Source organism: Clostridium perfringens (assembly GCF_016027375.1).
In the GTDB taxonomy this organism is placed as follows: domain Bacteria; phylum Bacillota; class Clostridia; order Clostridiales; family Clostridiaceae; genus Sarcina; species Sarcina perfringens.
Map to the genome: position 1 here is coordinate 2,254,598 of NZ_CP065681.1, position 25,057 is coordinate 2,279,654.

The window sequence follows — 25,057 nt, forward strand, 5'->3', positions numbered from 1 at the left end:
TTAAAGAAAACCTTAAGAAAGTCTTAATTTTTCTATTAACTCTTAATTAAATGTATATTTAAAATATAAACTCCTCTATATTTTGATATTTATTCAAATCAACTTATTAAGGAAATTATGAATCATCAATGTAGCTAATCCATTTTAAAGCCTACTCCCCAAATAGTTTTTATATAATCATTTTCATTATCTAAAAGATTTATCTTATTTCTAAGATTGCTTATGTGAACATTTATAGTATTATCATCACCTAAAAACTCCTCTTCCCATACTGTTTCAAATAAGTTTGCCTTAGTAAAAACTTTCTTTGGATTACAAACTAAAAGTTCTAATATTTTAAACTCTTTAGAAGTAAGTTGTATTTCCTCTCCCTTAACCTTAACTTCTCTACTTCTAGGTTCTAATATAAGGTTCTTATATTTTATTGTCTCTACACCTTCACTTGAATTTGTTATTTTACTTCTTCTTAAAAGCGCTTCAACCCTAGCTAAAACTTCATTAACATCAAAAGGTTTACTTATAAAATCATCAGCACCTAATTTTAAAACATTTATCTTATCCTCCATTGCAGTTTTTGCTGATATAACTATTATTGGAGTGTTCTTTATCTTTCTAATCTCCTCTATAAATATTTCACCAGTTATACCTGGTAGCATAAGATCTAAAAGTACCATATCAAAATCAAAAAATTCTAAACACATCTTACCTTCAGATCCTGAAAATGCTTGTCTAACTTTAAACCCTTCCTTCTCTAAAATTTTACTCAATAAATTATTTATATCTATATCATCTTCAACTATTAAAATACTTTCTGAATTAATCATAATTTTAACTCCCCTAAAAATTAATTTATAATTGTATTTTTAAAACTTTCTATACCAAAATAATACCATAATACTATAGTTAGATTTATTTAAAATAATCTTAAATTTAATTTAACCCTTAATATAAAAATAAAATTTATATATTAATATCAAATTAAAGATTGGAAAGAATGTATTCCATATAAAAAACAATAAATTTTCTATACACTTATATCAAATAAAACTTAAAGGAGCTGAACAAAACTTTAGTTTAAAACTTATTAATAAACAAGCTTTATTAAGTCTTTAATTCAACTCCTTATATTAGATATTTATGTATTATATTTTAAAATAAATTTTTAATTTTATGCTCTTTGTACTGATTCTTCAACTTTATATTCTTTTCTTTTTTCTGTTTGATCAACTATTAATGCAGCAACTGAGGCCCCTGTTACATTTGTAGCAGTTCTTATCATATCAATTATAGAATCCACTGCAATCACCATTGCTAGTGCTTCTATTGGTAACCCTAAGGCTGCTAACATTACAGTTGTTGACATTGTTGCTGATCCAGGTACCCCTGCTATTCCTATAGAAGATATTATAGCAGTTAAAACTATAAGTATATATGAATAAATAGTAAGTTCTACATTAAAAACATTGGCTGCAAATATTGCAACTATTGCTGGATAAAAACCTCCACATCCATTTAATCCAATTGTTGATCCAAGTGGTGCTACAAAGCTTGCTATATTTTCTGATACTCCTACACCTTCTACTAAAGATTTTATTGTAACAGGTAAAGTACCATAACTACTTTGGCTTGTAAAAGCTACAACCTGCGCTGGGAAAATTCCTTTAAAGAATTTTAATGGATTCATCCTTGCAACAAAGCTTATTAATGGAGTATATACAAATAAAAATTGAAGAAAGGCAGCTATATAAACAGCTAGTATAACCCATATTAATGACATCAAAGTATCCATTCCATTTTTAGCTGCCGCTGTAGCTATTAAGGCAAATACTCCATATGGTATTATTCTTAATACCATTTTAGTTATTCTTAAAACTATATCATAAGCTGATAAAATAAAATCTTTAAATGGCTTTGCTTTTTCTTTATTAGTATTATCTTCAATAACTAACGCAATTGCTATAAACATTGAAAAGATAACTATTGGTATTATTTTATTTTCTACAATAGCTGCTAAAGGATTTGATGGTAGCATATCTATAAGTACCTTAGAAAACCCTGGTATTTCTCTTGCCTTAAAATTTTCAGCCCCTATAAATCTTAAACCTTGTCCAAGATTTAAAGAACTAGCTACAATAATTCCTATAAAAGCTGCAGCTCCTGTAGTTCCTAATAAAACAGTAAATGTTTTTAATCCTATTGATTTTAATGTATCTAAATTTTCTAATCTAACAATACTAGTTATTAAGGATGTTACTACTAAAGGAACTACTATCATCTTAATTAAAGACATATAAGCCTTTCCTACTGTATCTAAAAATAGTATATTCTCCTTAAATATAATTCCAAGTACTACCCCTAAAGTTAATGCTGTCAACGTAGCAAATGAAAATTTATTTGTAATTTTTCTTATTTTATATATAGCATATGTTGCTAATATTGAAAGCACAATTGCTAATATTAATTTAATATTAATCATAAAAAATTTCCTCCTATAAAATTACTTTTAATTTAATATTGCTAAGCTTTTATATTAAAAGCCAAGCTTAAAAAGTATAATTTTATTGTTATATGCTGGCCAGCAAATATATAATAAAAAAAGCCCTCTGCCTCTGTAAATTACAGAGGCAGAAGACTATACTTCCACGGTTCCACTCTGATTAGATATATAATATCCATCTCTATTTAGGTACATTCATACCCTAACTCTATAATGGGAGTTCCCATAAACACCTACTTAATTCGGCACTTAAGCTCCAAGGGGCACTTCAATAATACTCATTACAGGTTATCTCAGCAAACTAACCTCTCTCTGTAGTAACTTATAATATTTACTTTCCCTCTTCAACGCATTTAAATAAATATTTTTCTTGTTTTAAATAATATATTATTTATTTTTTAAAGTCAACATATTTTTTTAACTTAAATTATTTCTTGACAGTTTCATATTTTAAATGGTATTATTATTAAGCAGTTGGTACGTATAGTGCTAATTCTTTTGTAGAGCTTGGTTTAGTCCTTCGCCGGATGCCAAGCTCTACTTTTTTATCCAAAATTTAATTTAAAGATTTTAATTGTGAATAATTATTATAAATATTAATTCTTAAAGGAAGTTCCTATATAAACAAATTAGAATTCCTATGCATATACTATAGCGATGTCTACATTACTATAGGAAGGGAGGCCTAATCAATAGGTGAATATTATCTAATGATTTTATACTCTTATTGAAGATTTTATGGAAAAAGATCTGTTTAATAATGAAGCCTTAGATGATATTATTTTTAGGTTATCAAAAAGTACTCTTTCAGATTTTTTCTATGAAAAAATTGGTGAACGAAACATGATAATGGGCGGGCTAAATTCTGATTTTTCTGGAGTAGCTTCTACAACCTTAACTGGCTGCTCTTTTCAACTTCAACAATTAACTCTTTTTAAAAGATTACTAAATGAAGGAGAATTAATTTTAGAATTTTTGCTTGAAAATAAAGATGAATTTAGAAATTGGTTTAATAACAATCCTTATGCTTATTTTAAACACTGTTCTATATTCAAAAACTCAACATTAGAAAAAGATTACTATAAAGATTTTAAATCTTCATACAATGAGCTAACCTCTAAGTATAATTTAAACTTGCTTAATTTCATATCATCTCTTATTTTTCTTTCTTCTTATAATTGCTGCATAAAGAAAAAAGCAAACTATGAAGAAGCCTTTGTTAAAGCAATTTTAGAAAACCATATAGATAAAGTCTATGAAAAATCTATTGATATAAAAAATTTTCTTGAAAAATTAGAATTAAAACCTCTAGAGTTTAAAGATGAAATAAGAAATTTATTAGTATTAATTTCATCTGAATCCTTATATTTTGAAGATATCCCATTAAGATTATTAGATTATGCAAATGCAACTGATATACTTACAGTTATAATCTTAATTGTAAACGTAAAAGAATACATTTCAGAAAGTAAGGTTATTCCTCTTAATCTATCTAAAAACTCTTTTATGAGTATAGAGGAATATAAAAAATTTATGAATTCTATAAGTGAATCCTATATTAGAATATATGATTTTGATGAAGAGGTTAGAAAAAAAATAGAAGAAGATCTTAAACTTTAAGTAAAAAGGCAACTAAAATTTTATTTAAGTTGCCTTTTTATAAGAATATTTATATTAAAAGCTTATAATCTCTTCTCTAAGAGTAATATTATGTGATAGAATAAAAAAATATGACTTTTAAATTAGTAATTATATAATTTATCTTTATAAAGTTATTTTAAATAAATTAAAGGTATTTTTATTAGAAAGGTGGTGGATACGTTACTATATTAGTTAAGTTTATAATATATAACTAATACTTAGTAACGATTATTATGACACAAACTCAAAAAAACACTCAAATTTTCAAATACAATAAGGCAGAAAAAAGAAATAAAAATTTTATGTATATGGATTTTAGAAGAGGAAACTGCTATAACTGTGATTTCTCTTGTTCTAATTTTAGTTATGCAAGCTTTAGAGGTGCACATTTTAAATCTTGTGATTTCTTTGAATGCAAATTTGACTCTACAGAATTTATAGGTAGTAACCTTAAGAAAAGTAAATTTAAAAAATCTAAATTTAAAAATGTAATCTTCGAAGGGGTTAACTTAGATGGAGTTGATTTTTCAGGTGCTACCTTTGAAAATGTAATATTTATAAATAGTGATATAAGTAAAACATCTGGCATGAAATTTAAAGAAGATGAAGTTAAAATTTATGAAGATATGCCATCTTTTGAAATTAGTGATTCTCTTAAGGAAGCTGCTTTAAAGGCTTTAGAAAATAAATACATAAAAAAATCTAGGGTTTTAGATACAAAAGAAGGTGACTTAAATACCTTAAGTTTAATTAGACTTCTTGAGAATCATAAAGAAAATATGCTTATAGAAGGTCTTAAACTTTCTGCTGAAAAAATAGATAGAGATTTCTGTACTTTAAGCTACATAGATAAAGCTATTACTAAGCTTAAAAATGAAGGTTTATTATAGGAATTTATGAATAGTTAGGATATTATCAGAGAGACATAAACTCTCTCTGATAATATACAATTATACCTTATTTTAAATTTTCAAACTTAATCTTCATATAGATAAAAATTTAAATATCTTATTTAAATAATCATAAAGAATTTCATCCTTTTCAAAAAACCCCTCATGTTTACTTCCCTTAACTTCAATAAGCTCACAATCCTTAGCTACCTTTTTAAAATCATCATGAAATTTAGTGTCAACATAGGAATCAAACTCACTTTTAAATAATAAAATAGGTGTGTCAATTCTCTCTATATTTCTCTTTTTCATTAAATAATCAGTTGCCCTTGCAGCTTCTTTATACCAATGAATAGAGCCTCCACCTCTTCTCAAAATAGGATTTTCTAGGAGAAATTTATGATATAAACCATGTCTAAGTTTATCTGATGTTCCTGATACCTCTAAATTCTCCTCTTCCTCAAAGGGTTTTTGTCCAAAAATAAAATTCTCTCCTTTTCCCATAAGAATTAAAAATTTAGCTATTAATTTGCATTTTATATGAGAGTATTCTCTTGTATTTATTCTAAACATTGGAGAATTTAAAATTACCTTCTTAAAATACCCATGATTATTTTCTAAAAATATAGTACCTATAGCTCCCCCCATAGAATGTGCAAATAAATATAAATTATTATTAAACCTCTTATCTTTTAATACAACCTCATTTAAAAATGTCTTTAGATCTTTAACATAGTAATCAAAGGATTCTACTTCCACCTGTGTATTACAAGATTTACTTAAACATCCTGATCTCCCATGACCTCTATGTTCCATTATATAAACTGAAAAACCTTCATTTAGAAAATAGTATATTATTTCATGATACTTCTCTATACATTCCGAAAACCCATGACATATAACTATTGCTTTATTCGATTCTTCCACTATGTATTTTTCATAATATATATTAGCAAAATTCTCTCCTTTAAAAGTTCCACTATTTCTCATCCTATTTAGCATATTTTCAACTATTTCTACATCCTCTTTTTTCTCCCCATATTTATAAATATATTTTCTATTTAAAGTTTTACACATAAAGTTCCCCCTTTTTTATATGTTCATAGATTATATATTTTTCCTAAGATAATTATACTACTTATTAAAAACAAATATTTATAAAAGGTTAAAATCAATTAAAGACTTTATGCTATACTATCTATATAAAATTGAATAAAAAAATAATTTTTCTACAATCTAAATATAAGGGGTGAATTTAATATGTTTAGACATATCTTAGAAGGTGCTATATGGATAATAAATGCAGTATCAATAATGGTTCTTTTATGGGGAGTTCTCTTAACCGTAAAGAATTTTGTTATATCTGAAATAAAATCTAAAGATAGAATTGAAGCTGTAAAAAAGATTACTATTGTCAAAAATTGCTTAGGAACTTATATATTACTTGGATTAGAAATTCTAATATGTGCTGATATAATTGAATCTATATTAAATCCTACTTTCCACGATATTATAGTTTTAGCATCCATCGTAGTAATAAGAACTGTAATTTCTTACTTTCTTAATAAAGAAATAGAATCTAATAAGGAGCACCTTGAAAATTAAATTCTAGATTATTATGAAGGAAGTGATTTCTTTGGTACACAAAACTTTAGAATGGTTGATTCTTATTTTGCAAGGAATATCTGTTACAGTAATTATTTATGGAGTCCTACTAACTATATTTAAATTCTTCAAAATTGAATTTTCAAAGGAAAATAGAATATTAAAGGTTAAGGCATTAAATAAGGCTAAAAACTTTCTTGGTAGTTATATATTATTAGGTTTAGAAATATTAGTATGTTCAGGTATTATATTATCCATTTTAAAACCTACATTATATGATATTTTGCTTTTAGGATCAACAGTTACACTAAGAACTGTAATCTCTTACTTTCTAAAAAAAGAACTTAAATCAAGCAATGGAAATTCTAATTTAAAAGAAGAAAACTCTTAAGGAGTTTTCTTTTTTATTTAATAGGTTTATATTAAAATTTATTCATAATTATACTATTTCTTAAAAAGTAGCAATATGTATTAAATAAGCAATTATTGAGGTTAAATTAAATGAATTTAAATTATATTTTTTCCATATTTATTTTGTATTGCAAAGATTTATTATCAATAAAATTTACCAAAGTATTATTTAGCTTTTTATACTGTCAAATTATTCTTTTAATAACTACTCCAAATAAGCATACTACTAAACACAAAAATAAAATTAATATAAAAAATTTTTCACATATATATAATCTATCAAAAATAAAAAATAAAGATAATACTCCTTCTAATAAAATAAAGGTATCAATTATTCACCTAAAAAACTCTACTTATCTACAAAATATAAATAACAATATTTTAGAAAATAAAGCTAATTTTAAAATATTAGAAGATAAACTTCAAGAATATAAACTACCTATTTTTTTAAGCCACCTCTCCATAATTGATGTCTTTAAGGGAGGTGTAGAATTTCCTAAACATATTACCTATATAGATTCGATAAAAAATACTCTAAACTTATGTTCAAGTTCCTTAATTTTAGATGCATCTAGTAGAAAGTCTGGATTTTTATATTTAGATGGGTACTTAGAAATAGATTTAACATATTCAACACCAGAAAACAACAAAATTCCTCTTATATCTAAACTAAATAACTATGTAATTAGAATTCCTTTTAATAGTTCTATTCACATTAATTTTATTTATCCATTAATGGGGAATAAGGTGTATTTTAATGAAACTAACATATCTTTAAAAGAAACAAAATTTACTACTGACATAAAATCTAGCAACATAAAAGTTATAGAAGACTGTATTCAATTGCACAAAACCTTTAAATTCTCCATAATAGCTAATTATTCTATTGAACTCTACGATTTTTTATAAAATTTTTAAAGTTTCAACAATAAAAACAGAACCTTTTAGGATAAAATAGAATACTATATAACATAAGGTCATTAATTAAAATTTTATATTATGAGGTGAAATTAAATGAGTTCATGTTGCGAAAGAAGATTTCCTGTTTGTGCTGATGATATAGATGTAAATGTTGATAATTTTGATACAACACTAGGTACAGCTCCTGTAACTGTTGGAAATGCTAAAGCTCTAGTTAGGGTTGCTGCTGTAAATATAAATCATCCTTTAACTGATTCAATTGTAATTCCTGAAGGATTTTATAGTATAAAAGGAATATCTAGAAGATTAGTTTTAACTCAATGTTATATCGTTCCAATTTCAGCAACTCCAGTAACAAGTGGTCAACTTTTTGTTGAAGGATATATTTTAAAAAATGTTCAATACGCTACTCCAAGCGCTGATCAAAATGCTGCTGACCCATGTGAAGATTGTGTTGTTATGAGAAATGACTATAGAGATTTAACAGCAAAAATTAACTTTAATTTTTCAGTTCCAATAACTTTAACTAATGCTAATGTAGTTACTCCTGTAACTGAAACAGAAAGAGCATTATTAAAAGACTGTATGAAACCATGTGATAATGGTACTATGAGTGAATCTGATTGTGAAAGATTATTCTCTCAAGCAGTTGTATTACAAGAACCATTCTCTTGTGAATTAGATAGATATACTATTAATGAAGCTGTTATAAGCAAAACAAATTGTTCACTTACTAACGAAGATTTATTTGATACAGTAGTAGAAAAATTAAATCTTAACTTAGTAATTTCTATATTCCAACTTAGACCTGTTACAGTAACAGTTCCTGGTATTCCTGCTGCTTTAGCTGATGAAGTTGAATAGACTCTAAAATTTAATTAATTTATAAAACAAAAGTACTGGCATAAAAATTCCAGTACTTTTATTTTGTCTAAAAAGACTTCAACACTTTTTCAAAGGCTATTCTTTCACTTCCATCCCCTAAATATATTATTCCACATCTTTTAAAATCATTTTTTACTACTGCCCCCTGCATAGAAATATTATCTCTATGAGTATCTATTTTTATGCTAAAAATCCCTTTATTTAAAGCCAAACTCTCTGCCTCTTTTATTAATTCTTTGAAAATTCCTTTTCCCTTGTATTTGTCATGAACAGCAACCCTATGCATAACAATATATTCATCATTGGTAATCCATTCCCCATTAAATATTGAATTATAGGTACTTTCACCATCTAAGGATATTACAGTGGTAGCAACAATTTCATCTTTATTGGTTAATACATAACTATTTCCACTTTCTATATCTCTTCTTAAATCTTCCTTTGATGGATATCCATCTTGCCATTGATCAACCTTAGTTTCTTTAAGATATTTTTTAGATAATTCTATTATTTCCACAATCTGATCTAAATCAGAAATCTTTGCTTGTCTAAATTCCAAATTTACTCCCCCTAATTTCTAAAGTTTAAATGAAATTTTATATTAAAACTTCTATTTTGTCTACCTTAAAATAAAAATCAAATTTATCTTAATTATAAAAAATCAACTATTAAATCTCAAAAATTAAATTAATCTTAATAATATATAATTATAAAAACAAACTCTTAAATATTAAAAATCAAACTTAATCTTAAGAATGTAAAAATCAACTCTTACTATAATATAAAAATAACTTATTTTTGTCTCTTATACTATTTTATCTTTTAACTATATAATAAAATACTCCCTTTATAGTAAAAATTTAATTATTACTACAAAGGGAGTTTGTAAGAATACTAACTTTTATATTATTTAATAGCTTTTTTATTATTACATATTCTTAAAATAAAATATCCTAAGAATATAACTGTATATATTATTACAGCATTTAAATTAAAAACTTTCTTATTAAATAAGATTAATATTATATGTACATACACTAGAAAATAAAAAGGATATGCCCATCTTTGAACCATTTTCCATTTACTTGGTGACATAGTAACTCTTACTTTCTTAAATGATGTTATAAATAGAGGTATCATTATTATAAATGCTATTAATCCTACTATTATAAAAGATATGTATAAAATGCTTAATGGCTTTCCACTAAATAATCTTACTAAGAACTTATAAGTATAGATTATAAAATGAGGTAATATAAGTATAGATGCTAAAATTGCCATTTCTGCTCTAACTCTTAAAAGTTTTTTAGTAATTCCCCATTTCTTACTTAAAGCTCCTGCAAACATTACTAAAATAAATAATGCTGTTGATACAAAGCCTTTCATAAAGCTTCTTTCTAAAACAAATATAATTCCTTCTAATTTAAAGCCTGTCCATATTTTAAAAATCTCATATGATGTAACTACTACTGATATTAAAGTAGCCAACATATAAAAATATTTAGATTGCTTTTTAAAAATGTTGTTTAGACCTACTGTTAAAATTATTACTGCTATTAATGAATAAATTAGATATTCCATTGATTTCTCCTTCCATATGTTACTGACAATCATTTTCATTTAGAATAATACTATACAATTCATTAAAAGTCAATTAAAAATTTAGAAATATTATTAATAAATATTTATTATTTTTAATTTAATTATCATAAAATATAAAAAAAGATGGATAAGTTCTTTAATCCACCTTTTTTCTACATAAATAAAATTACCATATTTAATTTATAAAAAACTATTTCTTAATCTAAGCTATGAAGTTATATGAAAATATCACACACTCTACCTTATTTTTTTAAAACTATTGTTTAATCTATTCACATATACTCTCTTCAACAATTTCAACTTCAATATCCTCTTTGCCTAAACTCTTATTTTTATATGACTTTTCAGATAAAGCTCTTAAAACAAGACCTAAAGCCATAAGAATAACAGGTCCACCATAAGTTTTTATTATTAAAATGGTTGCCTCTTTCCCTGAGCTTCCAACAATGTCTTGAAGGCCAGCACCAAAGAATCCAGCACAAGAAAGCACTAAAGCTATTCCTGCGACTGTGTATGCTAAGGCATCACTTTTAAAAAATTTAAAGTCTAAATCTTTATTGTGTTTTCTAAAGGATATAAATGCACATATTAATACTACATATGGAACCACAACTGCTAGAGATGATAAATCTGTTAATAATTTAAAGAAATCATTAATTGATCCTATTCCTAATAAAGGTATTGATATTAATACTACTAAAATTGCACATTGTGTCCATAAAGCATTTACTAAAGTTCCATCTTTTCTCTTATTAGTTAAGAAACTTGGAAATGTTCCCTTTGGAACTTCTCCAAACATGGCTCTTATTGGTGATTCCATCCAAATTATATAGGCTGCTATTGATGTTATTAAGTTAATAGCTGCATATACTTGTACTATAACCTTACCATTTATTCCAAAATTATTAGCTAATATATAATATACAACGTAACCGGCATCTTGAATTCCTGCCTTTTGTAAAACTTCTGGTGATGCTATAAACTGTATAGCTACAGAACCTAAAATGTATGAGAATGCTATTAAAGCTGTTGCAATTATCATAGCCTTTGGAAATGTCTTTTTAGGATTTTCAGTTTGCATTATATAAGTACCTGCAACTTCTGATCCTGACACTGCAAATAATAACCATGAGAATGTAGAAAAATAACTCACATTAAAATCAGGAATTACATTTTGAACTGTAAATTCTGTTGCAGAAGGTGTTCCCATGAAATATCCCACTATTGCCATTAATATAAAGATAACAGTTGCCCCTAAAGTAAATTGTCCTCCAAAGTCAGCAAGTTTTGAAAACTTACTTACCCCTATGGTGGCTATATATGTCATTGCTATACATATTACAATTGATAAAATAGGTAATAAATATGCATTAGAATCAGTAAATACATTTCTTCCAAGTATTGCCCATGATGCAGCTACTGGTATTCTTGAAAAAACCATTTGTAAGTAAAATAATATTCCTATGAAATAAGTCCAAGTCCCTACAAAAGCCCATTTCTCTCCTAAAGATTTATTTATCCATGAATATATTCCACCCTCTTTATCTCTATTTGCTGAAGCCATTTCTGCTATTATTCCACATAAAGGTAAGAAATAAAGAATAGATACTATTACCCACGATGGAATAGCTGCTTGCCCTAAATACACAGCATTACTTGCTATATTACCAAACCCAAATGTTGGTACGAAAATAAGCATTACCAATGCCCATAACTTTATTTTTTTATCCTTTCCCATTTTAAACTCTCCTTAGCTTACATTTTTAAATTTAATTTAATATTTGTTAATTTATTATTCATATTTAATATGTTAAAATTATACTACTAACATAATAAATATACAATATATTTTTTGAATAAAAATGCATAAACTATGCATATTTATTTATGAAATCGTTATTTTAGATTCGAATACTTAGTATATTAAGGATTTTCATATATAATAGATTTTTCTTCATGCACAATTTATACAAAATACTGCATAATTTTAAAGTGGAAAATAATAATAAATATATTTAAAAGACTCTTTCAATATTGAAAGAGTCTTTTAAATATATTATGAAAAATTCCTTTTTAAAATAATTTAATTGGGTATATAAAAAATTATTTTAAACTAATCTTTTAATTTAAGTTATTGGGTATTTATAACTTAATTATTTCATTTATCCGATTTACATATATTAATTTTTACTGTTGTTTGTTTATTAAGTTTATATAAAAAGTCTATTGTATTTATGCCTTTTATTATTTGCTAGCTCTAATTATTAGAGCTAGCACTTATTATATTTTTAATTATTTTTTTACTATAAAGCTAATCTTTTATTAGAATGCAGCTTTGAATATTTCAACGATGTCTCTTTCGTTACCTTTTCTTGGGTTACTGAATGCATTACCATCTTTAAGAGCCATTTCAGCCATGTATCCGAAGTCTTCTTCTTTTACTCCCATGTCTCTTAATTTTGCTGGTATTCCGATATCAGTTGATAATCTGAACATTGCATCTATAGCTTTTTGAGCAGCGTCCATTACTGATAATCCTTCTATGTTTTCTCCCATGAATTCAGCTATATCAGCGAATTTTTGTGGGTTAGATATTAAGTTGTATTTACATACGTGTGGTAATAACATAGCGTTAGCTACTCCGTGAGGCATGTCATATAATCCACCTAATTGGTGAGCCATAGCATGTACATATCCTAAGTTAGCATTGTTGAATGCCATACCAGCTAATAATGATCCATAAGCCATGTTTTCTCTAGCTACTAAGTTTTCTCCTAAAGCAACAGCTTGTCTTAAGTTGCTTGATATTAATTTTATAGCTTGTATTGCAGCAGCATCTGTTACAGGGTTAGCATCTTTTGATACGTATGCTTCTACAGCATGAGTTAAAGCGTCCATTCCTGTTGCAGCTGTTAATCCTGCTGGTTTTCCAACCATTAACATTGGGTCATTGATTGAAACTAAAGGTAAGTTTCTCCAGCTTACTATAACGAATTTAACTTTAGTTTTAGTGTTTGTTATAACACAGTGTCTAGTTACTTCACTTGCAGTTCCAGCTGTAGTATTTACTGCTACTATTGGAGGAAGTGGATTTGTTAAAGTTTCTATTCCAGCATAGTCATAAAGATCTCCTTCGTGAGTTGCAGCTATACCTATTCCTTTACCACAATCATGTGAGCTTCCTCCACCAACTGTAACGATCATATCACAGTTTTCGTCTTGGAATATTTTTAAACCATCTTTAACGTTTGTATCTTTTGGGTTTGGTTCAACTCCATCATAATAAGCAACTTCGATTCCTGCTTCTTTTAGGTATTTTTCAGTTAATTCAACTGCTCCACCTTTTAATCCTCTTAAGAATTTATCTGTAACTATTAAAGCTTTCTTTCCACCTAATATTTTACATCTTTCACCAACTACTGATATTGAGTTAGCTCCCATAAAGTTTACACTTGGTACTAAATAATCGTACATTCTCATTTCATTTTCCTCCATTTTCAAACATTTTATATCTATTAAAATATATTTTAAATATTTAATCTATTATATAGGTTAAATACTATTAGCTTTTTATTACTTATTGTTAAAGCAATCTACTGCTGCTTGTGCTATAGCCATATCTTCTTCAACTGTTCCACCACTTACACCAACAGCTCCTACAACTTTTCCATCAACTATAATTGGGAATCCACCACCAAATGGTACTATTCTACAATTGTTTGTTAATTGAAGACCATAAAGGCTTTGTCCTGGTTGAACGCATTCTGCAATTTCATGACTTCCTTGCTTTAAACATGCAGCTGTATAAGCTTTGTTTATAGCTATATCAATACTTGTTAAAAATGCATCTTCCATTCTGTGCATAAGCATTAAATTAGCACCAGCATCAACTGCTGCAAATATAACTGGAACATTCATTTCACAAGCTTTAGCTTCAGCAGCTTTAGCCATTTCTTTAACTATTTCTAAGCTTAATTCTTTTACATCATTTAATTTTTTCATATTTTTCTCCTCCTTTAGGTTAATTATTTTTCTTCATAATATCTTGCTAATGCAAATAAAGTATCTGATAATCTATTTATATATTTTTTAATTTCTTCTCTTAATGGCTGTACTTCGTTTAAAGCAGTCATTATTCTTTCTCCTCTTCTAGCTACAGTTCTAGCTACATGAAGAGTTGCTGAAGGTTTATTTTTACCTGGTATAACAAAGGCAGTTAAAGGCCCTGCTATGCCCATGTATTTATCTATTAATTTTTCTAAATACTCTATATGCTCTAATTGGATTTTATCTTTTAAAAGCTCAAGTCCTTTTTCATCACTAGCAAGCTCGGCTCCTAACATGAACAATTCCTTTTGTATTTTATTAAGTATTTCCTTCTCTTCTTCATCAGTTAATTCAGCATAAGCAAGACCTATGAAAGATATTAATTCATCTATTGTTCCATAAGCATCTACTCTTAAATCACATTTATCTACTCTACTTCCTCCGAAAAGAGAAGTTGTTCCTTTATCACCAGTTTTAGTGTAAATATTCATGTTAAACACCTCTTCAATTTAAATATTTTTTAAAGGCATCCCCTTAACTAATCTTGCTCCATTAGCTCCTAAACTTCTTAAACAGGTATTTCCTTTTTCTAAGTTTATAAAGAATAAAGGTTCTTCTTCCTTTAACTTATTAATAGTTAAACTTACATCACCTTTACTATTAACTCCTATTCCAACTGAAAGTTTGGAATCATTGGCAGCTAAATTAGCAAGTTCCTTAGCATCATTTAAATCTTTATTTTTTAATATGAAAGGGATTCCTTCTTCTTCTATTCCCCATAGAATTTCTTCTATATCCACTTCATTTATTCCTAAAGAACAATATACAAATATGCTTGGATGATTATAATCCTTAATCATTTTCCTTGACACCCTTTCTGTCAAAGGCTAATACTAATCCAGTTGCAACTGCATTTCTTGGACCTTCACATCCTCTTATATTTCCTCTTCCTGCAACTACTCCATAATGAGATAAAGCATCTGTTACTAATTCAGGAACCTCAAAGTCTAATGATGATCCTCCAACTAAAACAACGAATTCTATATCTCTTATATTTCCTGTAGGTGAAACACTTTTTAATGCTCTTAAACAGTTAATTACAAAAACTCTTTCCTTAGCAGTTTTTCTAATATTTTTAATCTTTTCTAAAGAATTCTGTCCATCTACCGGAATAAGCATTCCCTCTTTAATAATTACAATCTTAGCAAAAACTGAAGAATCTAAAGGTTTTTCAAAGAACTCTACAGTTCCATCTTCATGTCTTATATGGAACAAACTCTCAACCTTAGCTAAAGGATATTTCTTTATATCCTCTGCAAGTCCAAAGTCTTCTATACCTAATTCTGATTTAATAAGCATAGTTACCATGTTTCCTGCACCAGCTAAATGTATTGATGTTATTTTACCTTCTTTATTTATAATAGAAGCATCTGTAGATCCAGCTCCCATATCTAAAATAGCTAAAGGAGTATTTGTACCTGGAGTTGTTAAGGCTCCTCTTATTGCCATGTCAGCTTCTACTCCACCAACTTCTACTGGAACACCTAACTTTTCTTCAAGTTTATTAGCTATTATTTGCATTTGAAGTTTATGAGCTTTAACCATTGCTGCTATTCCAACAGCATTCTCCATTGAAAACTCTTTTGCAAGTCCACCCTTAACCTTTTGAGGGATAAAAGTATCTACTGCTAATAAATCCTGAATCTTTATATCTGAAATGCTTTGATTAGTTAAATCAGCCATAACTTGTCTAACTTTTTCAAGCATTCCTCCAACATTAGAACCAGCATCTCCTCTTAAATCTTCTATTGGAGAACAAAGGCTAACAGCCTCCATTATTTTATCTGCTCCCTCTTCAACATCCACAGACTCTTTTCTTCTCATTCCTGTTATATTAATCTTACCAGCTGGTATTTTCTTTTCCTTAACATCCCCTTGAGGAGTTTTTATTACAACAGCTGATCTATTTCCTATTAAGGCTCTTGATACAGGAACAATCATTTTTGTCTCTTCTGGACTTAAGTCAAAAACAGTAGCTATTCCATATGGATTTGATAGCTGTCTTATTACTGAACCTTGTGGTGCTACTTCAACAGCTGCTTTCATATCTACAGGAACCTTTTCTAAAAGAGAAACTTCATCAACTATAGGTATTTTTTTATCTAATCTGTTATTGATTAATACTCCATCATCCTTTTGAACAATGGCAGCAGTTATATTAATACCTCTTCTAGTTGCTTGATTTATTCTAAATACAGCCTCTAAAAAACTTATATTTCCTAAAACCAATGGAATAAAAGCATTATCTTCCTCTTTGATTTCATTAATATTTAAAGTTTCTAAAGTTTCTAATCTTATAGTTTTACCTATTCCTACACCTAATCCTCCTGGAGTAGACGGGTTATGTCCTATCATTGTTGATTCAGTTATTATTGTTTCAGTTATTGTTTCCATAGCAACATCCCCTATAACAGGTGCTGCTTCGTTAATTCTAACTAAATCTAAATCTTCTAAAGTTAAGTTAGCTTTCTTTAAAGCTTGGTTTAAAGAAGCTATTACCCCACTTATATTTTCTTCCGTTCCTTTGATTCCTGTAGTGGGAATTATCCCACTAGACAGAAATTCAACATTATTTTCATAAACCTTACCTAAAGCAGTTTCTGTAGAAGAGTTTCCTATATCAATTCCTGCTATGATTTTCATCTTTTCACCTCTGATTTTACTCTTCTATTCTTAATTTATTTCTAGTTTCATATACTTCAGCTGCTTCTCTAACAAAATCAGCATTAACTTTAGCATCATATTTTGTTTCAAGTTCATCAGCTATTTTGAATAAATCTTCTTTTGTTGAACGATATGGTCTTAAAGCATTGTACATCTCTAATATTCTATCGTCTGGAACTCTTATAAGCTCCGCAGCTCTTCTAAAGTTTCTAGCTATAGCATCTCTGTTCATGCTTTCAGCTATTTGAGCTTGCATTTCTAAAGTTTCTGGTGAAATTCTTATATCATCTGCATTGATTTCTCCACTTAAAACTTTTTCTAAAGTTATATCTTCTAAAGCTTTTCCTGTAGGAGTTTTTATATCTCCTTTTCTCTTAGAAGTTAAAGGATAATCTGCAGCAGTCATTCTCTTATTTTCCATGATTTCAATCCTTTCTAAATTAAAACTTAACTTCTAATTGAACTGGCTTTTTACCTGGTTCAACGTGTTTAGTTTCTTTTATGTGTAGTAAAGCTGCCTTTGCCATGAATTTAGGTCTAACCATTTGGTCATTTTTTACTGGTACTGGTGTTGGTGACTCACCTTTAGCATATTTAGCAGCATTTTTTCCGATTAATCTATATGTTTCTGGAGTTAAAAGCGGAGCTTGTGAGAATAATTCTAAGTTATTTAATGGTAATAAATCTTTTTGATGTATTACTGTAGTACCTTTTGATTGTATTCCTATACCTATTCCTGATCCACTTAAACAAGCTGCATCATGAGCTATAAAAGATACATCAGATGTTCTTAAAATTCTAACTACTCTTGCATGTAATCCTTCTTCTTCGATACCTGCTATGATTTCAAGTAAAGTTTCAGTATGAGGAACATCTACTATTGTTTTATTTTGATATTTTAAAAATGCAGGTGCTAATCCTATAACAACTTCATCTGATCTTAAACCAACCTTAGCTTCTCCAACTTCTTCAACTGTTATTTCTGGTATAAAAGTTCTTTCTTCCATTGTCATTCTCCCCCTACTCTATATCCTCTGGTCTCATTACTGTAGGAACTTTTTTGATTTCTTCCCATCTTTGACCATCTAGTCTATATCCTGTTCCAGGTCCCATATAGTCATTTACATCATTAACAGCACTTATAACATTGAAATCTTTATCTAAAATTGCTGAAGTTTGAAGATAATCTCCAGTAACTCTTTGCTTAAGCATGTTTAATAAGTTGTTTGCTATATCTTCCATACCATTTTTGCTTAAAGCTTTTATTATATCTAATCCTGTTATTCTTCTTTCTAACATTTCTTCTGCAGCTTTTAAGTCTTCAACTACATTTCTGTTTGGCATTTCCTTACTTCCATGACAGTAAGTTGCAGCTTCTACTTCTTCATCAGTAACTTCTGGGAATCCTAATTCTCTAAAGATTATTTGTATGCATTTAGCTGCTTTATTTCTAACCTTTATAGTTTCTTCTTCTGTAACTGGTCTTAATCCACCGTCAACTTTTAAGTCTCTTTGAAGTATGTTGTAATCATCAAAGTCTTCTGCATCAAAGTTTGATCCAGCAAACATGTTATCGTAGTTTGGAACTGCACTATATCCTGAGAATATGAAGTCTGTTCCTGGAAGCATTTGCATTAACATTCTTGCTGTTCTTCTTATGTCTGAATGTGAGAATGTTTGGTCATTTGCTGATGCAACCTCTATATCAAGCATTGCAGCTATTAAGTTTTCTCCAAGAACTGCTCTTATTCCTGATGGAACTGCTCCTGTCATACCTATACAACTAACTGCACCATTTTGTAAGCCTTGAACTCCAGCTCCCTTAGTTATATATATACATCTTGATTCTAAGTAAAGCATTGATCTACCTTCTGAGTATCCCATTAATGCTTCTGAACCTGAACCTGATGTAAATCTCATCTTAAGTCCTCTTGAAGCATAAGCTGATGCTAAGAATGCTTTTGACCATGGAGTATCATCTCCATCTGTAAATACTGATTCTGTTCCATAAACTGAAACTGTTTCTGCATAACTTGTAAGTCCTCTCATTCCTAGGTCAAGTTCAGTAGCTTCCTCAACTGCACATTGAGTTAAAACTCCTCCTCTACCTACTTGTGAACCTACTAAGATAGCTAATGCATTAAAAGGTGCATATCTAACTATACCTACTGTAGTTTCTTGCTCTGCAAATCCTCTTAAAGCAGCCTCTGCAGCATCTGCTGCTATTTGAACTGGGTTGTCTTTTACGTTAGTAACGTGACATTGGTTAGCAGGTGTTCTTCTTGCTCTCATTTTTTGAAGAGCCATCATCATTTCAACAACGTTCATTTCTTGAATAACTTCTACAGCCTTCATTGGTGTTATTGAAGTAGTGATTTTTACTATTTCATCTCTACTAACATTTATATCAACTAATCTTCTTGCTATTTCTTTAGATGAAAGTTTCATAGATGCTTCTGCGTCTTCTATATTTATAGCGTACTCTGCTATAAATTTATCTATCATATCAAACTCATCTCTTGATCTGCCGTCTAATTCAGTAATTATTCCATTTTCTATTTTTATTGATGATTTTGGATCATTTGGACTATCTAAAGCTATTAAGCCTTCATCAGCCCACTCTCCTATAAGTCCATCTTGGTTTACAGGACGTTCTGATAATACTTGGAATCTTTTAGATTTCACTTTAACGTCTCCTCACTTTCAAATTCAAATTCGTTTGTTAATTTTTTGTCTATGTCTAGATTTTAATATAATTTTAATCAAATTCCATTGGAAAATCTTCATGTGTTATGTTAAATTTTTGTCGTATTTTAAATAAAAAAATAGGATTATTTTATCTTCACTTACGTAAAAATTAAAATAATCCTATTTGTATGTCATTTTTTTAATATATTTATTGATTTATAACTATATTTTCCTATAAAAGTTGCTTTATTTATAACAATATATTATCTTATATTATTTTTTTCTTCTGTAACATTTCTCACAAAAATATCATGTTTGTTAATTTAATAATTAATTATTCTTCTCTAAAAGCCTTAGGAGTTAAGCCTGTTATCTTTTTGAATACCCTTATAAAATACCCACAATCATCAAAACCTAAGTCTAAGGATATATTGATTATAGGGTCTTTACTTTCTTTTAAAAGTTTCTTTGCTCTTTCTACCTTTTTCTCATTTATATATGTTATTACAGTTTTGCCAGTTTCCTTTTTAAAAACCCTACTAAAATACCCTGGGCTTAAATTACAGATTGAAGCTAATTCTTCTAACTTCAGCATTTTATCCATATTATCATCAATATACTTAGAAACCTTATCTACTATTTTCTCTTCATTTGTTAAGTTTCTATCTAGAGTCTTTTCATCACTATGATTTTTTACTCCTAATTCTATATTCTTATTTTCAATCTTATCCATAATATTATCAACAATTTCCATTAATTTATCTGGTTTTATTGGTTTTATTATGTAGTCTGATCCTCCTAACACTAAAACTTTGTGTATAAACTCAAAATCATCATATGCCGTAAGCATTATTATTTCCTTATTAGGATTTTCGTTTTTTATAAGCTCCAAGGCTTTAATACCATTTATTCCTGGCATCTTTATATCCATTATTATTATATCTGGATTAAATTCTCTATTTAATTCTAAAGCTTCTTTTCCATTTTTTGCTTCAATAATTTCTTTAACTCTTACATTCTTTTTTAATATAGAGGTTAAAACTCTTCTTTCTAATTGTTCATCATCAGCAACCATTATGCTAAACACAAAAATACACTTCCTTTATTTAAAGTTTTCTAGGTATTATAATTTCTACTTTAGTACCTTTTTTAACTTTACTATCTATATTTATACTATATTCTTCACCATAATAATGAAACATTCTCTTATTTACATTATTTATTCCAACTTTATCTAAGTCTAGTTTATCTCTACTTTTTATTTCATTTCTAATTTCACAGAGTTTTTCAACTGGTATTCCAACACCATCATCAGAAATAGTAATAATCATATCCTCTCCTCTACTCTTAATTGATAGGTTTATGACTCCTCCCTGTTCTTTTTCCTCAATTCCATGCAAAACTGCATTCTCAACAAAAACTTGAAGTGCCATAAATGGAATTTGTACATTTGAATCCTCTTCATCAAAATCTATATTATATTGTATTCTTTCACCAAAACGAACCTTTTGAATTTCTAAATATGCCTTAACATGATTTATTTCTTCACTAAGTCTTACAATTTTATTAGCTTTCTTTAAAGTGTACCTTAAAATATACGACAAATTATAAATTACTTCTTGAGTTTTAGGGGCATCCTCTATAATTGCTAAAGATGCTATGCTATTTAATACATTAAATAAAAAATGTGGATTTATTTGAGATTGAAGAGCTTTTAGCTGGCAAGCTTTGTATTCCTCTTCAAGTTCTAACTTACTTCTCTCTGCTCTTGCAATTTCTATATTTTTTGTATAAATCTCATTTTGAGTTCTTTTAAGTAAGGCTTCCTCAACAATGTAATTGCTTACATGAGACATCATCTCTGAAACAGCTTTTATTTTATCAAAACTAAGAACTGGTATTTTTTCATATGCATCAATAATTTTATCTTTTATTTCTGAATCATATTCTAACTCCTTAGTCAAAACAGCTTCTAATTCATGGTCATCTGCATCCATCAATAAAACTTGTCCTACCATAACTGCCCCTAGATATTGTCCATCAATTATTATTGGAACAGCCACATCCACAAGCCCTCTATGACATTTATATATGTAAAAACTTCCCTCTCTAGCAGCTTCTAATCCACCTCTTGAATCACATTTTTCACATAATTTCGAGAACTCTTTTTGTTCTCTTATTAATCTACAAAACTCACTACATCTACTATGCTTAGTAACTGGTATTCCTTTGTAATCTACTGTAATCATAGCAAACTCAGTTGCTTTAGCTATATCATCTTGTATTTTTTGAAAGGAATTAACATCTAAAATCTCTCTAATATCTAATAAATTTGCCATATTTCCTCCTCTTAAGAGCTTTAATAATATACACACTATATTTTACTATAAAAAAATAATACTTAAAAACATAATATTAAATAACGTATTTTTAAAGTTATAAGAAATTTATCATTTATAATTAAAAAAAATTATTATCTATATTGATCTATAGATAATAATTTTAAACTTATTTACCTTGGTTTATTAAAATATATTTACATAAACTAAGGCTCCACATATTGCTCCTATTATTGGTGCAACTATAGGAATCCAAGCATATTCCCATTTAGAACTTCCTTTTCTAGGAATCGGAAGTAAGAAGTGTGCTAATCTTGGACCAAAATCTCTAGCTGGATTTATTGCATATCCTGTTGGACCACCTAAGCTTAATCCTATAGCCCATATTAAGCATCCTATTATAATTACTTTAACACCATAATCTATATTTTGTGCTCCTATTCCTAATACAGCAAAAGTTAAAACAAAAGTTCCTATAAACTCTGTTAAGAAGTTTATTTTATGATCTTCTATTTCTGGAATAGTACAAAATACTCCTAATTTTGAATTTTGATCTTCTGTTTCTTCAAAATGATTATAGTAAGTTATATAAACAACAACTGCTCCTAAAAAAGCTCCTAAAAGTTGTGCAATTATATAAGGAATAACTTGAGACCATGTAAATTGGCCAACTATAGCTAATGCTATTGTTAATGCTGGATTAAATAATGCTCCACTTACACTAGTAAAAATAGCTGCTGGTATAGCAACTGCTAAAGCCCATCCAGTAGTTATAACTATCCATCCTGAGCTATTTCCCTTTGTTTTCTTTAAAACTACGTTTGCAACAACACCATCACCAAGTATGATAAGTAGCATTGTTCCTATTAATTCTGCTAATAATGATGCCATAAATTATACTCCCTCTATATTTATGACACAAATACAATTCTTTTTAATAAACATTTAATATTCTTTTAACAACAATTATACTATAATACACATGTTAAAAAATAGTCAAGCTTATAATTGAAAATTTCTTTTATTTTTAATAATTTTGTTAATTTGACTAAAAAACACTTTCTATTACAAGAAAATTTATCCATGTAAATATTTTAAATTAGTTAAATTTTCAACATTTTAATGTTCTTTTTCTTTTAAACTTTCTGAAATCTCATTTAACTTATTTTCTATTCTCTCTAACCTATTGAATGACTTTATGATGTGTCTTACTATTTTAACTACTACATATGCAATTAAAATTATTAAAGCTATATTTAATAAGGTAAAAAACATTCTTAAAAAATCTAATTCCATTTCACTCCTCCATTTTACTCTTTTATTTATATTAATATTGTAATTAAATTTCATACTTTTTTCAAATTTAGAAATTTTATACCACAATAAAAATATTATTTAATAAATAAACAAGGGATTATATCAAATTCTTAATTTAAAAATTTTAAATCCTTTTAATATAATCCCTTGTATTTTATATATTTAAAATTTGTCCAGTAGAAATATATTCTATCTTATCTTGTAATTTTTCTTCTAACATTTTAAATGCTCTCATTCCTGTGCAGTGGCAAGTATAAAACTTAGTATTTCTTTTATTTAAGTTATCTCCTAAAGTATTTATAAATAAATCACTTTCACTTATTCCTGTGCTAGGATTAAAAATATGGAAACCACTTATAACATAGTCTAAGTCTTTTCCTATTATAACCTCTGCCTTATCAATTATATTTCTTATATCATTATGAGCACAACCACCCATTAGTACATTCTTATTATTTTCTGTTATTATAAGACTTTGTTCATGTACAAAATCATCTTCTAAGTACATACCATCTACTCTTTTATAAAGGACTTTATTAAATTTAGATACTTTATGTCTATTTTCTACTACTGAAAATAAATATAACTCATCATCTATTTTCATATCTCCCTCTGTCAATATTATTCTTGGATTTTTCTTTAATTCTTTATCTAATCCTATATACTTTTTGAAAATTCCTGCCATACTATAATACTCATTGAAAGCATCCTTGTGTATATAAACCTTAGCTTTATTATTTATTTTTAAAAATTCTTCTAACCCACCACCATGATCATTATGACCATGAGATATTACTACAATATCAACTTCTTCTAAGTTTATATTTAACTTCTTTGCATTTGTCAAAAATGTATTTTTAGGTCCTAAATCAAAAAGTATGTTATGTTTTTCTGTTTCTATATGAAATGATAAGCCATGCTTATTTTCATATTCATCTGATATCTTTGTGTTTTCTACTAATGTAGTTATTCTCAATTTACTCACTCCTCTTGTATCTCAAATTGCCTTTATACTAAAAACAACTAAAATAAACTATAAAAATATTAAAAATATTATAATGGTAATAAGCTTATATTCTTAGAAAATTCCTTTTCCTCTTCACTTAAATTTCTTGATACATATTGATAACAATTTAAAATTAAATCTGAATATGCATTAAAAGCTTCTTGATTTGCAAAGCCTTTTCCTTCAAACATCCTATCCATCATCTGCATAATATTATTTATATATAAATATGGATTTACAAAGGTTATTAAGTCTCTAAATCCATTTCCTTCTGACTCTTTAATCTCATCTTGTAAAATCTGATCGCATTTTCCCTTGCAACAAGGAATAACCCTTACTATTTCATCATTCTCATCAGTTATTATTTGTACCATAGACATTTTTATATCTTCCATTAAATCTTTACCACACACGGTACATCTTATTATTTCATCATTGGAAAATACATTTGACTTTTCCATAATATTTACATCTCCTTTGTTTA

At 27.7% G+C, this 25,057-nt stretch carries 26 protein-coding genes and 1 other annotated feature; of the genes, 6 read left to right on the forward strand and 20 right to left on the reverse strand.

Going from position 1 to position 25,057, the window contains the following annotated elements; genetic code table 11:
• Nucleotides 1-134: 134 nt before the first annotated feature.
• Nucleotides 135-824, reverse strand: a complete 690-nt coding sequence (locus tag I6G60_RS10705) for a response regulator transcription factor (RefSeq protein ID WP_003456183.1) — start codon at nt 822-824, stop codon at nt 135-137.
• 344 nt (nt 825-1,168) lie between these two features.
• Entirely contained in the window at nt 1,169-2,476 is a 1,308-nt protein-coding gene (locus tag I6G60_RS10710) for a dicarboxylate/amino acid:cation symporter (protein WP_011592054.1), read from the reverse strand.
• A 141-nt stretch (nt 2,477-2,617) separates the two neighbouring features.
• Nucleotides 2,618-2,854, reverse strand: a binding site (T-box leader).
• Between the two features lie 381 nt (nt 2,855-3,235).
• Here I6G60_RS10710 and I6G60_RS10715 point away from each other — a divergent pair.
• A complete protein-coding gene (locus I6G60_RS10715) occupies nt 3,236-4,117 on the forward strand; it encodes a hypothetical protein (protein ID WP_003464626.1) in 882 nt (293 codons plus the stop codon).
• 323 nt (nt 4,118-4,440) lie between these two features.
• Entirely contained in the window at nt 4,441-5,028 is a 588-nt protein-coding gene (locus tag I6G60_RS10720; protein ID WP_003456169.1) for a pentapeptide repeat-containing protein, read from the forward strand.
• Nucleotides 5,029-5,121: 93 nt separating this feature from the next.
• Here the strand turns inward: I6G60_RS10720 and I6G60_RS10725 are convergent, their stop codons facing one another.
• Nucleotides 5,122-6,105 (reverse strand): alpha/beta fold hydrolase, encoded by a 984-nt coding sequence (locus I6G60_RS10725; protein ID WP_110083603.1) that lies wholly within the window; start codon nt 6,103-6,105, stop codon nt 5,122-5,124.
• Nucleotides 6,106-6,288: 183 nt separating this feature from the next.
• Here I6G60_RS10725 and I6G60_RS10730 point away from each other — a divergent pair, with 183 nt between their 5' ends.
• From I6G60_RS10730 to I6G60_RS10745, 4 genes are all read left to right on the forward strand, one after another.
• Nucleotides 6,289-6,633 carry a DUF1622 domain-containing protein gene (locus I6G60_RS10730; protein WP_003450441.1) on the forward strand — a complete coding sequence of 115 codons (345 nt, stop codon included), beginning with the start codon at nt 6,289-6,291 and terminating at the stop codon, nt 6,631-6,633.
• Between the two features lie 31 nt (nt 6,634-6,664).
• The gene (locus tag I6G60_RS10735; RefSeq protein WP_025649013.1) at nt 6,665-7,024 is read left to right on the forward strand and encodes a DUF1622 domain-containing protein; all 360 of its coding nucleotides are present in this window, start codon (nt 6,665-6,667) and stop codon (nt 7,022-7,024) included.
• A gap of 110 nt (nt 7,025-7,134) precedes the next feature.
• Entirely contained in the window at nt 7,135-7,953 is an 819-nt protein-coding gene (locus tag I6G60_RS10740; RefSeq protein ID WP_060670183.1) for a hypothetical protein, read from the forward strand.
• Nucleotides 7,954-8,058: 105 nt separating this feature from the next.
• The gene (locus I6G60_RS10745) at nt 8,059-8,829 is read left to right on the forward strand and encodes a DUF7852 domain-containing protein (RefSeq protein ID WP_003450389.1); all 771 of its coding nucleotides are present in this window, start codon (nt 8,059-8,061) and stop codon (nt 8,827-8,829) included.
• 67 nt (nt 8,830-8,896) lie between these two features.
• On the opposite strand, the gene I6G60_RS10750 is transcribed toward I6G60_RS10745, so the two are convergent.
• The 17 genes from I6G60_RS10750 to I6G60_RS10830 all read right to left on the reverse strand — a co-directional run bounded on the left by I6G60_RS10750 (nt 8,897) and on the right by I6G60_RS10830 (nt 25,034).
• On the reverse strand, nt 8,897-9,409 hold the full coding sequence (locus I6G60_RS10750; protein WP_110083601.1) for a GNAT family N-acetyltransferase: 513 nt from the start codon (nt 9,407-9,409) through the stop codon (nt 8,897-8,899).
• A gap of 347 nt (nt 9,410-9,756) precedes the next feature.
• Nucleotides 9,757-10,431, reverse strand: a complete 675-nt coding sequence (locus I6G60_RS10755) for a ferric reductase-like transmembrane domain-containing protein (RefSeq protein ID WP_003456389.1) — start codon at nt 10,429-10,431, stop codon at nt 9,757-9,759.
• Nucleotides 10,432-10,720: 289 nt separating this feature from the next.
• Nucleotides 10,721-12,190, reverse strand: a complete 1,470-nt coding sequence (locus tag I6G60_RS10760) for an amino acid permease (protein WP_111744175.1) — start codon at nt 12,188-12,190, stop codon at nt 10,721-10,723.
• 584 nt (nt 12,191-12,774) lie between these two features.
• Nucleotides 12,775-13,932, reverse strand: coding sequence for a 1,3-propanediol dehydrogenase (gene dhaT, locus I6G60_RS10765; protein WP_003451991.1), 1,158 nt, complete (start codon nt 13,930-13,932; stop codon nt 12,775-12,777).
• Nucleotides 13,933-14,025: 93 nt separating this feature from the next.
• On the reverse strand, nt 14,026-14,454 hold the full coding sequence (locus I6G60_RS10770; protein WP_003451873.1) for a GlcG/HbpS family heme-binding protein: 429 nt from the start codon (nt 14,452-14,454) through the stop codon (nt 14,026-14,028).
• A gap of 23 nt (nt 14,455-14,477) precedes the next feature.
• Nucleotides 14,478-14,990: a cob(I)yrinic acid a,c-diamide adenosyltransferase gene (locus I6G60_RS10775; RefSeq protein ID WP_003451906.1), complete on the reverse strand. Its 513-nt coding sequence runs from the start codon at nt 14,988-14,990 to the stop codon at nt 14,478-14,480.
• A gap of 18 nt (nt 14,991-15,008) precedes the next feature.
• Nucleotides 15,009-15,359: a glycerol dehydratase reactivase beta/small subunit family protein gene (locus I6G60_RS10780; protein ID WP_003451934.1), complete on the reverse strand. Its 351-nt coding sequence runs from the start codon at nt 15,357-15,359 to the stop codon at nt 15,009-15,011.
• Nucleotides 15,352-17,202 carry a diol dehydratase reactivase subunit alpha gene (locus tag I6G60_RS10785; protein WP_197925308.1) on the reverse strand — a complete coding sequence of 617 codons (1,851 nt, stop codon included), beginning with the start codon at nt 17,200-17,202 and terminating at the stop codon, nt 15,352-15,354. The genes I6G60_RS10780 and I6G60_RS10785 overlap by 8 nt, the downstream gene beginning before the upstream one ends.
• 16 nt (nt 17,203-17,218) lie before the next feature.
• The gene (locus I6G60_RS10790) at nt 17,219-17,644 is read right to left on the reverse strand and encodes a diol dehydratase small subunit (RefSeq protein WP_003451918.1); all 426 of its coding nucleotides are present in this window, start codon (nt 17,642-17,644) and stop codon (nt 17,219-17,221) included.
• Between the two features lie 19 nt (nt 17,645-17,663).
• Nucleotides 17,664-18,230 carry a propanediol/glycerol family dehydratase medium subunit gene (locus tag I6G60_RS10795; RefSeq protein ID WP_003451972.1) on the reverse strand — a complete coding sequence of 189 codons (567 nt, stop codon included), beginning with the start codon at nt 18,228-18,230 and terminating at the stop codon, nt 17,664-17,666.
• Between the two features lie 13 nt (nt 18,231-18,243).
• Nucleotides 18,244-19,908 (reverse strand): propanediol/glycerol family dehydratase large subunit, encoded by a 1,665-nt coding sequence (locus I6G60_RS10800; protein ID WP_003451947.1) that lies wholly within the window; start codon nt 19,906-19,908, stop codon nt 18,244-18,246.
• A gap of 337 nt (nt 19,909-20,245) precedes the next feature.
• A complete protein-coding gene (locus tag I6G60_RS10805) occupies nt 20,246-20,998 on the reverse strand; it encodes a response regulator transcription factor (protein WP_003474517.1) in 753 nt (250 codons plus the stop codon).
• Between the two features lie 19 nt (nt 20,999-21,017).
• Nucleotides 21,018-22,250 (reverse strand): sensor histidine kinase, encoded by a 1,233-nt coding sequence (locus tag I6G60_RS10810; RefSeq protein WP_025649009.1) that lies wholly within the window; start codon nt 22,248-22,250, stop codon nt 21,018-21,020.
• A 186-nt stretch (nt 22,251-22,436) separates the two neighbouring features.
• A complete protein-coding gene (locus tag I6G60_RS10815) occupies nt 22,437-23,141 on the reverse strand; it encodes an MIP/aquaporin family protein (protein WP_003463638.1) in 705 nt (234 codons plus the stop codon).
• A 228-nt stretch (nt 23,142-23,369) separates the two neighbouring features.
• Nucleotides 23,370-23,546, reverse strand: coding sequence for a hypothetical protein (locus I6G60_RS10820; RefSeq protein WP_164792747.1), 177 nt, complete (start codon nt 23,544-23,546; stop codon nt 23,370-23,372).
• A gap of 175 nt (nt 23,547-23,721) precedes the next feature.
• Complete coding sequence (locus tag I6G60_RS10825) at nt 23,722-24,543, reverse strand: MBL fold metallo-hydrolase (RefSeq protein ID WP_110026422.1); 822 nt, start codon at nt 24,541-24,543, stop codon at nt 23,722-23,724.
• Nucleotides 24,544-24,620: 77 nt separating this feature from the next.
• Nucleotides 24,621-25,034: a hypothetical protein gene (locus I6G60_RS10830; RefSeq protein ID WP_003451990.1), complete on the reverse strand. Its 414-nt coding sequence runs from the start codon at nt 25,032-25,034 to the stop codon at nt 24,621-24,623.
• Between the last annotated feature and the right edge of the window lie 23 nt (nt 25,035-25,057).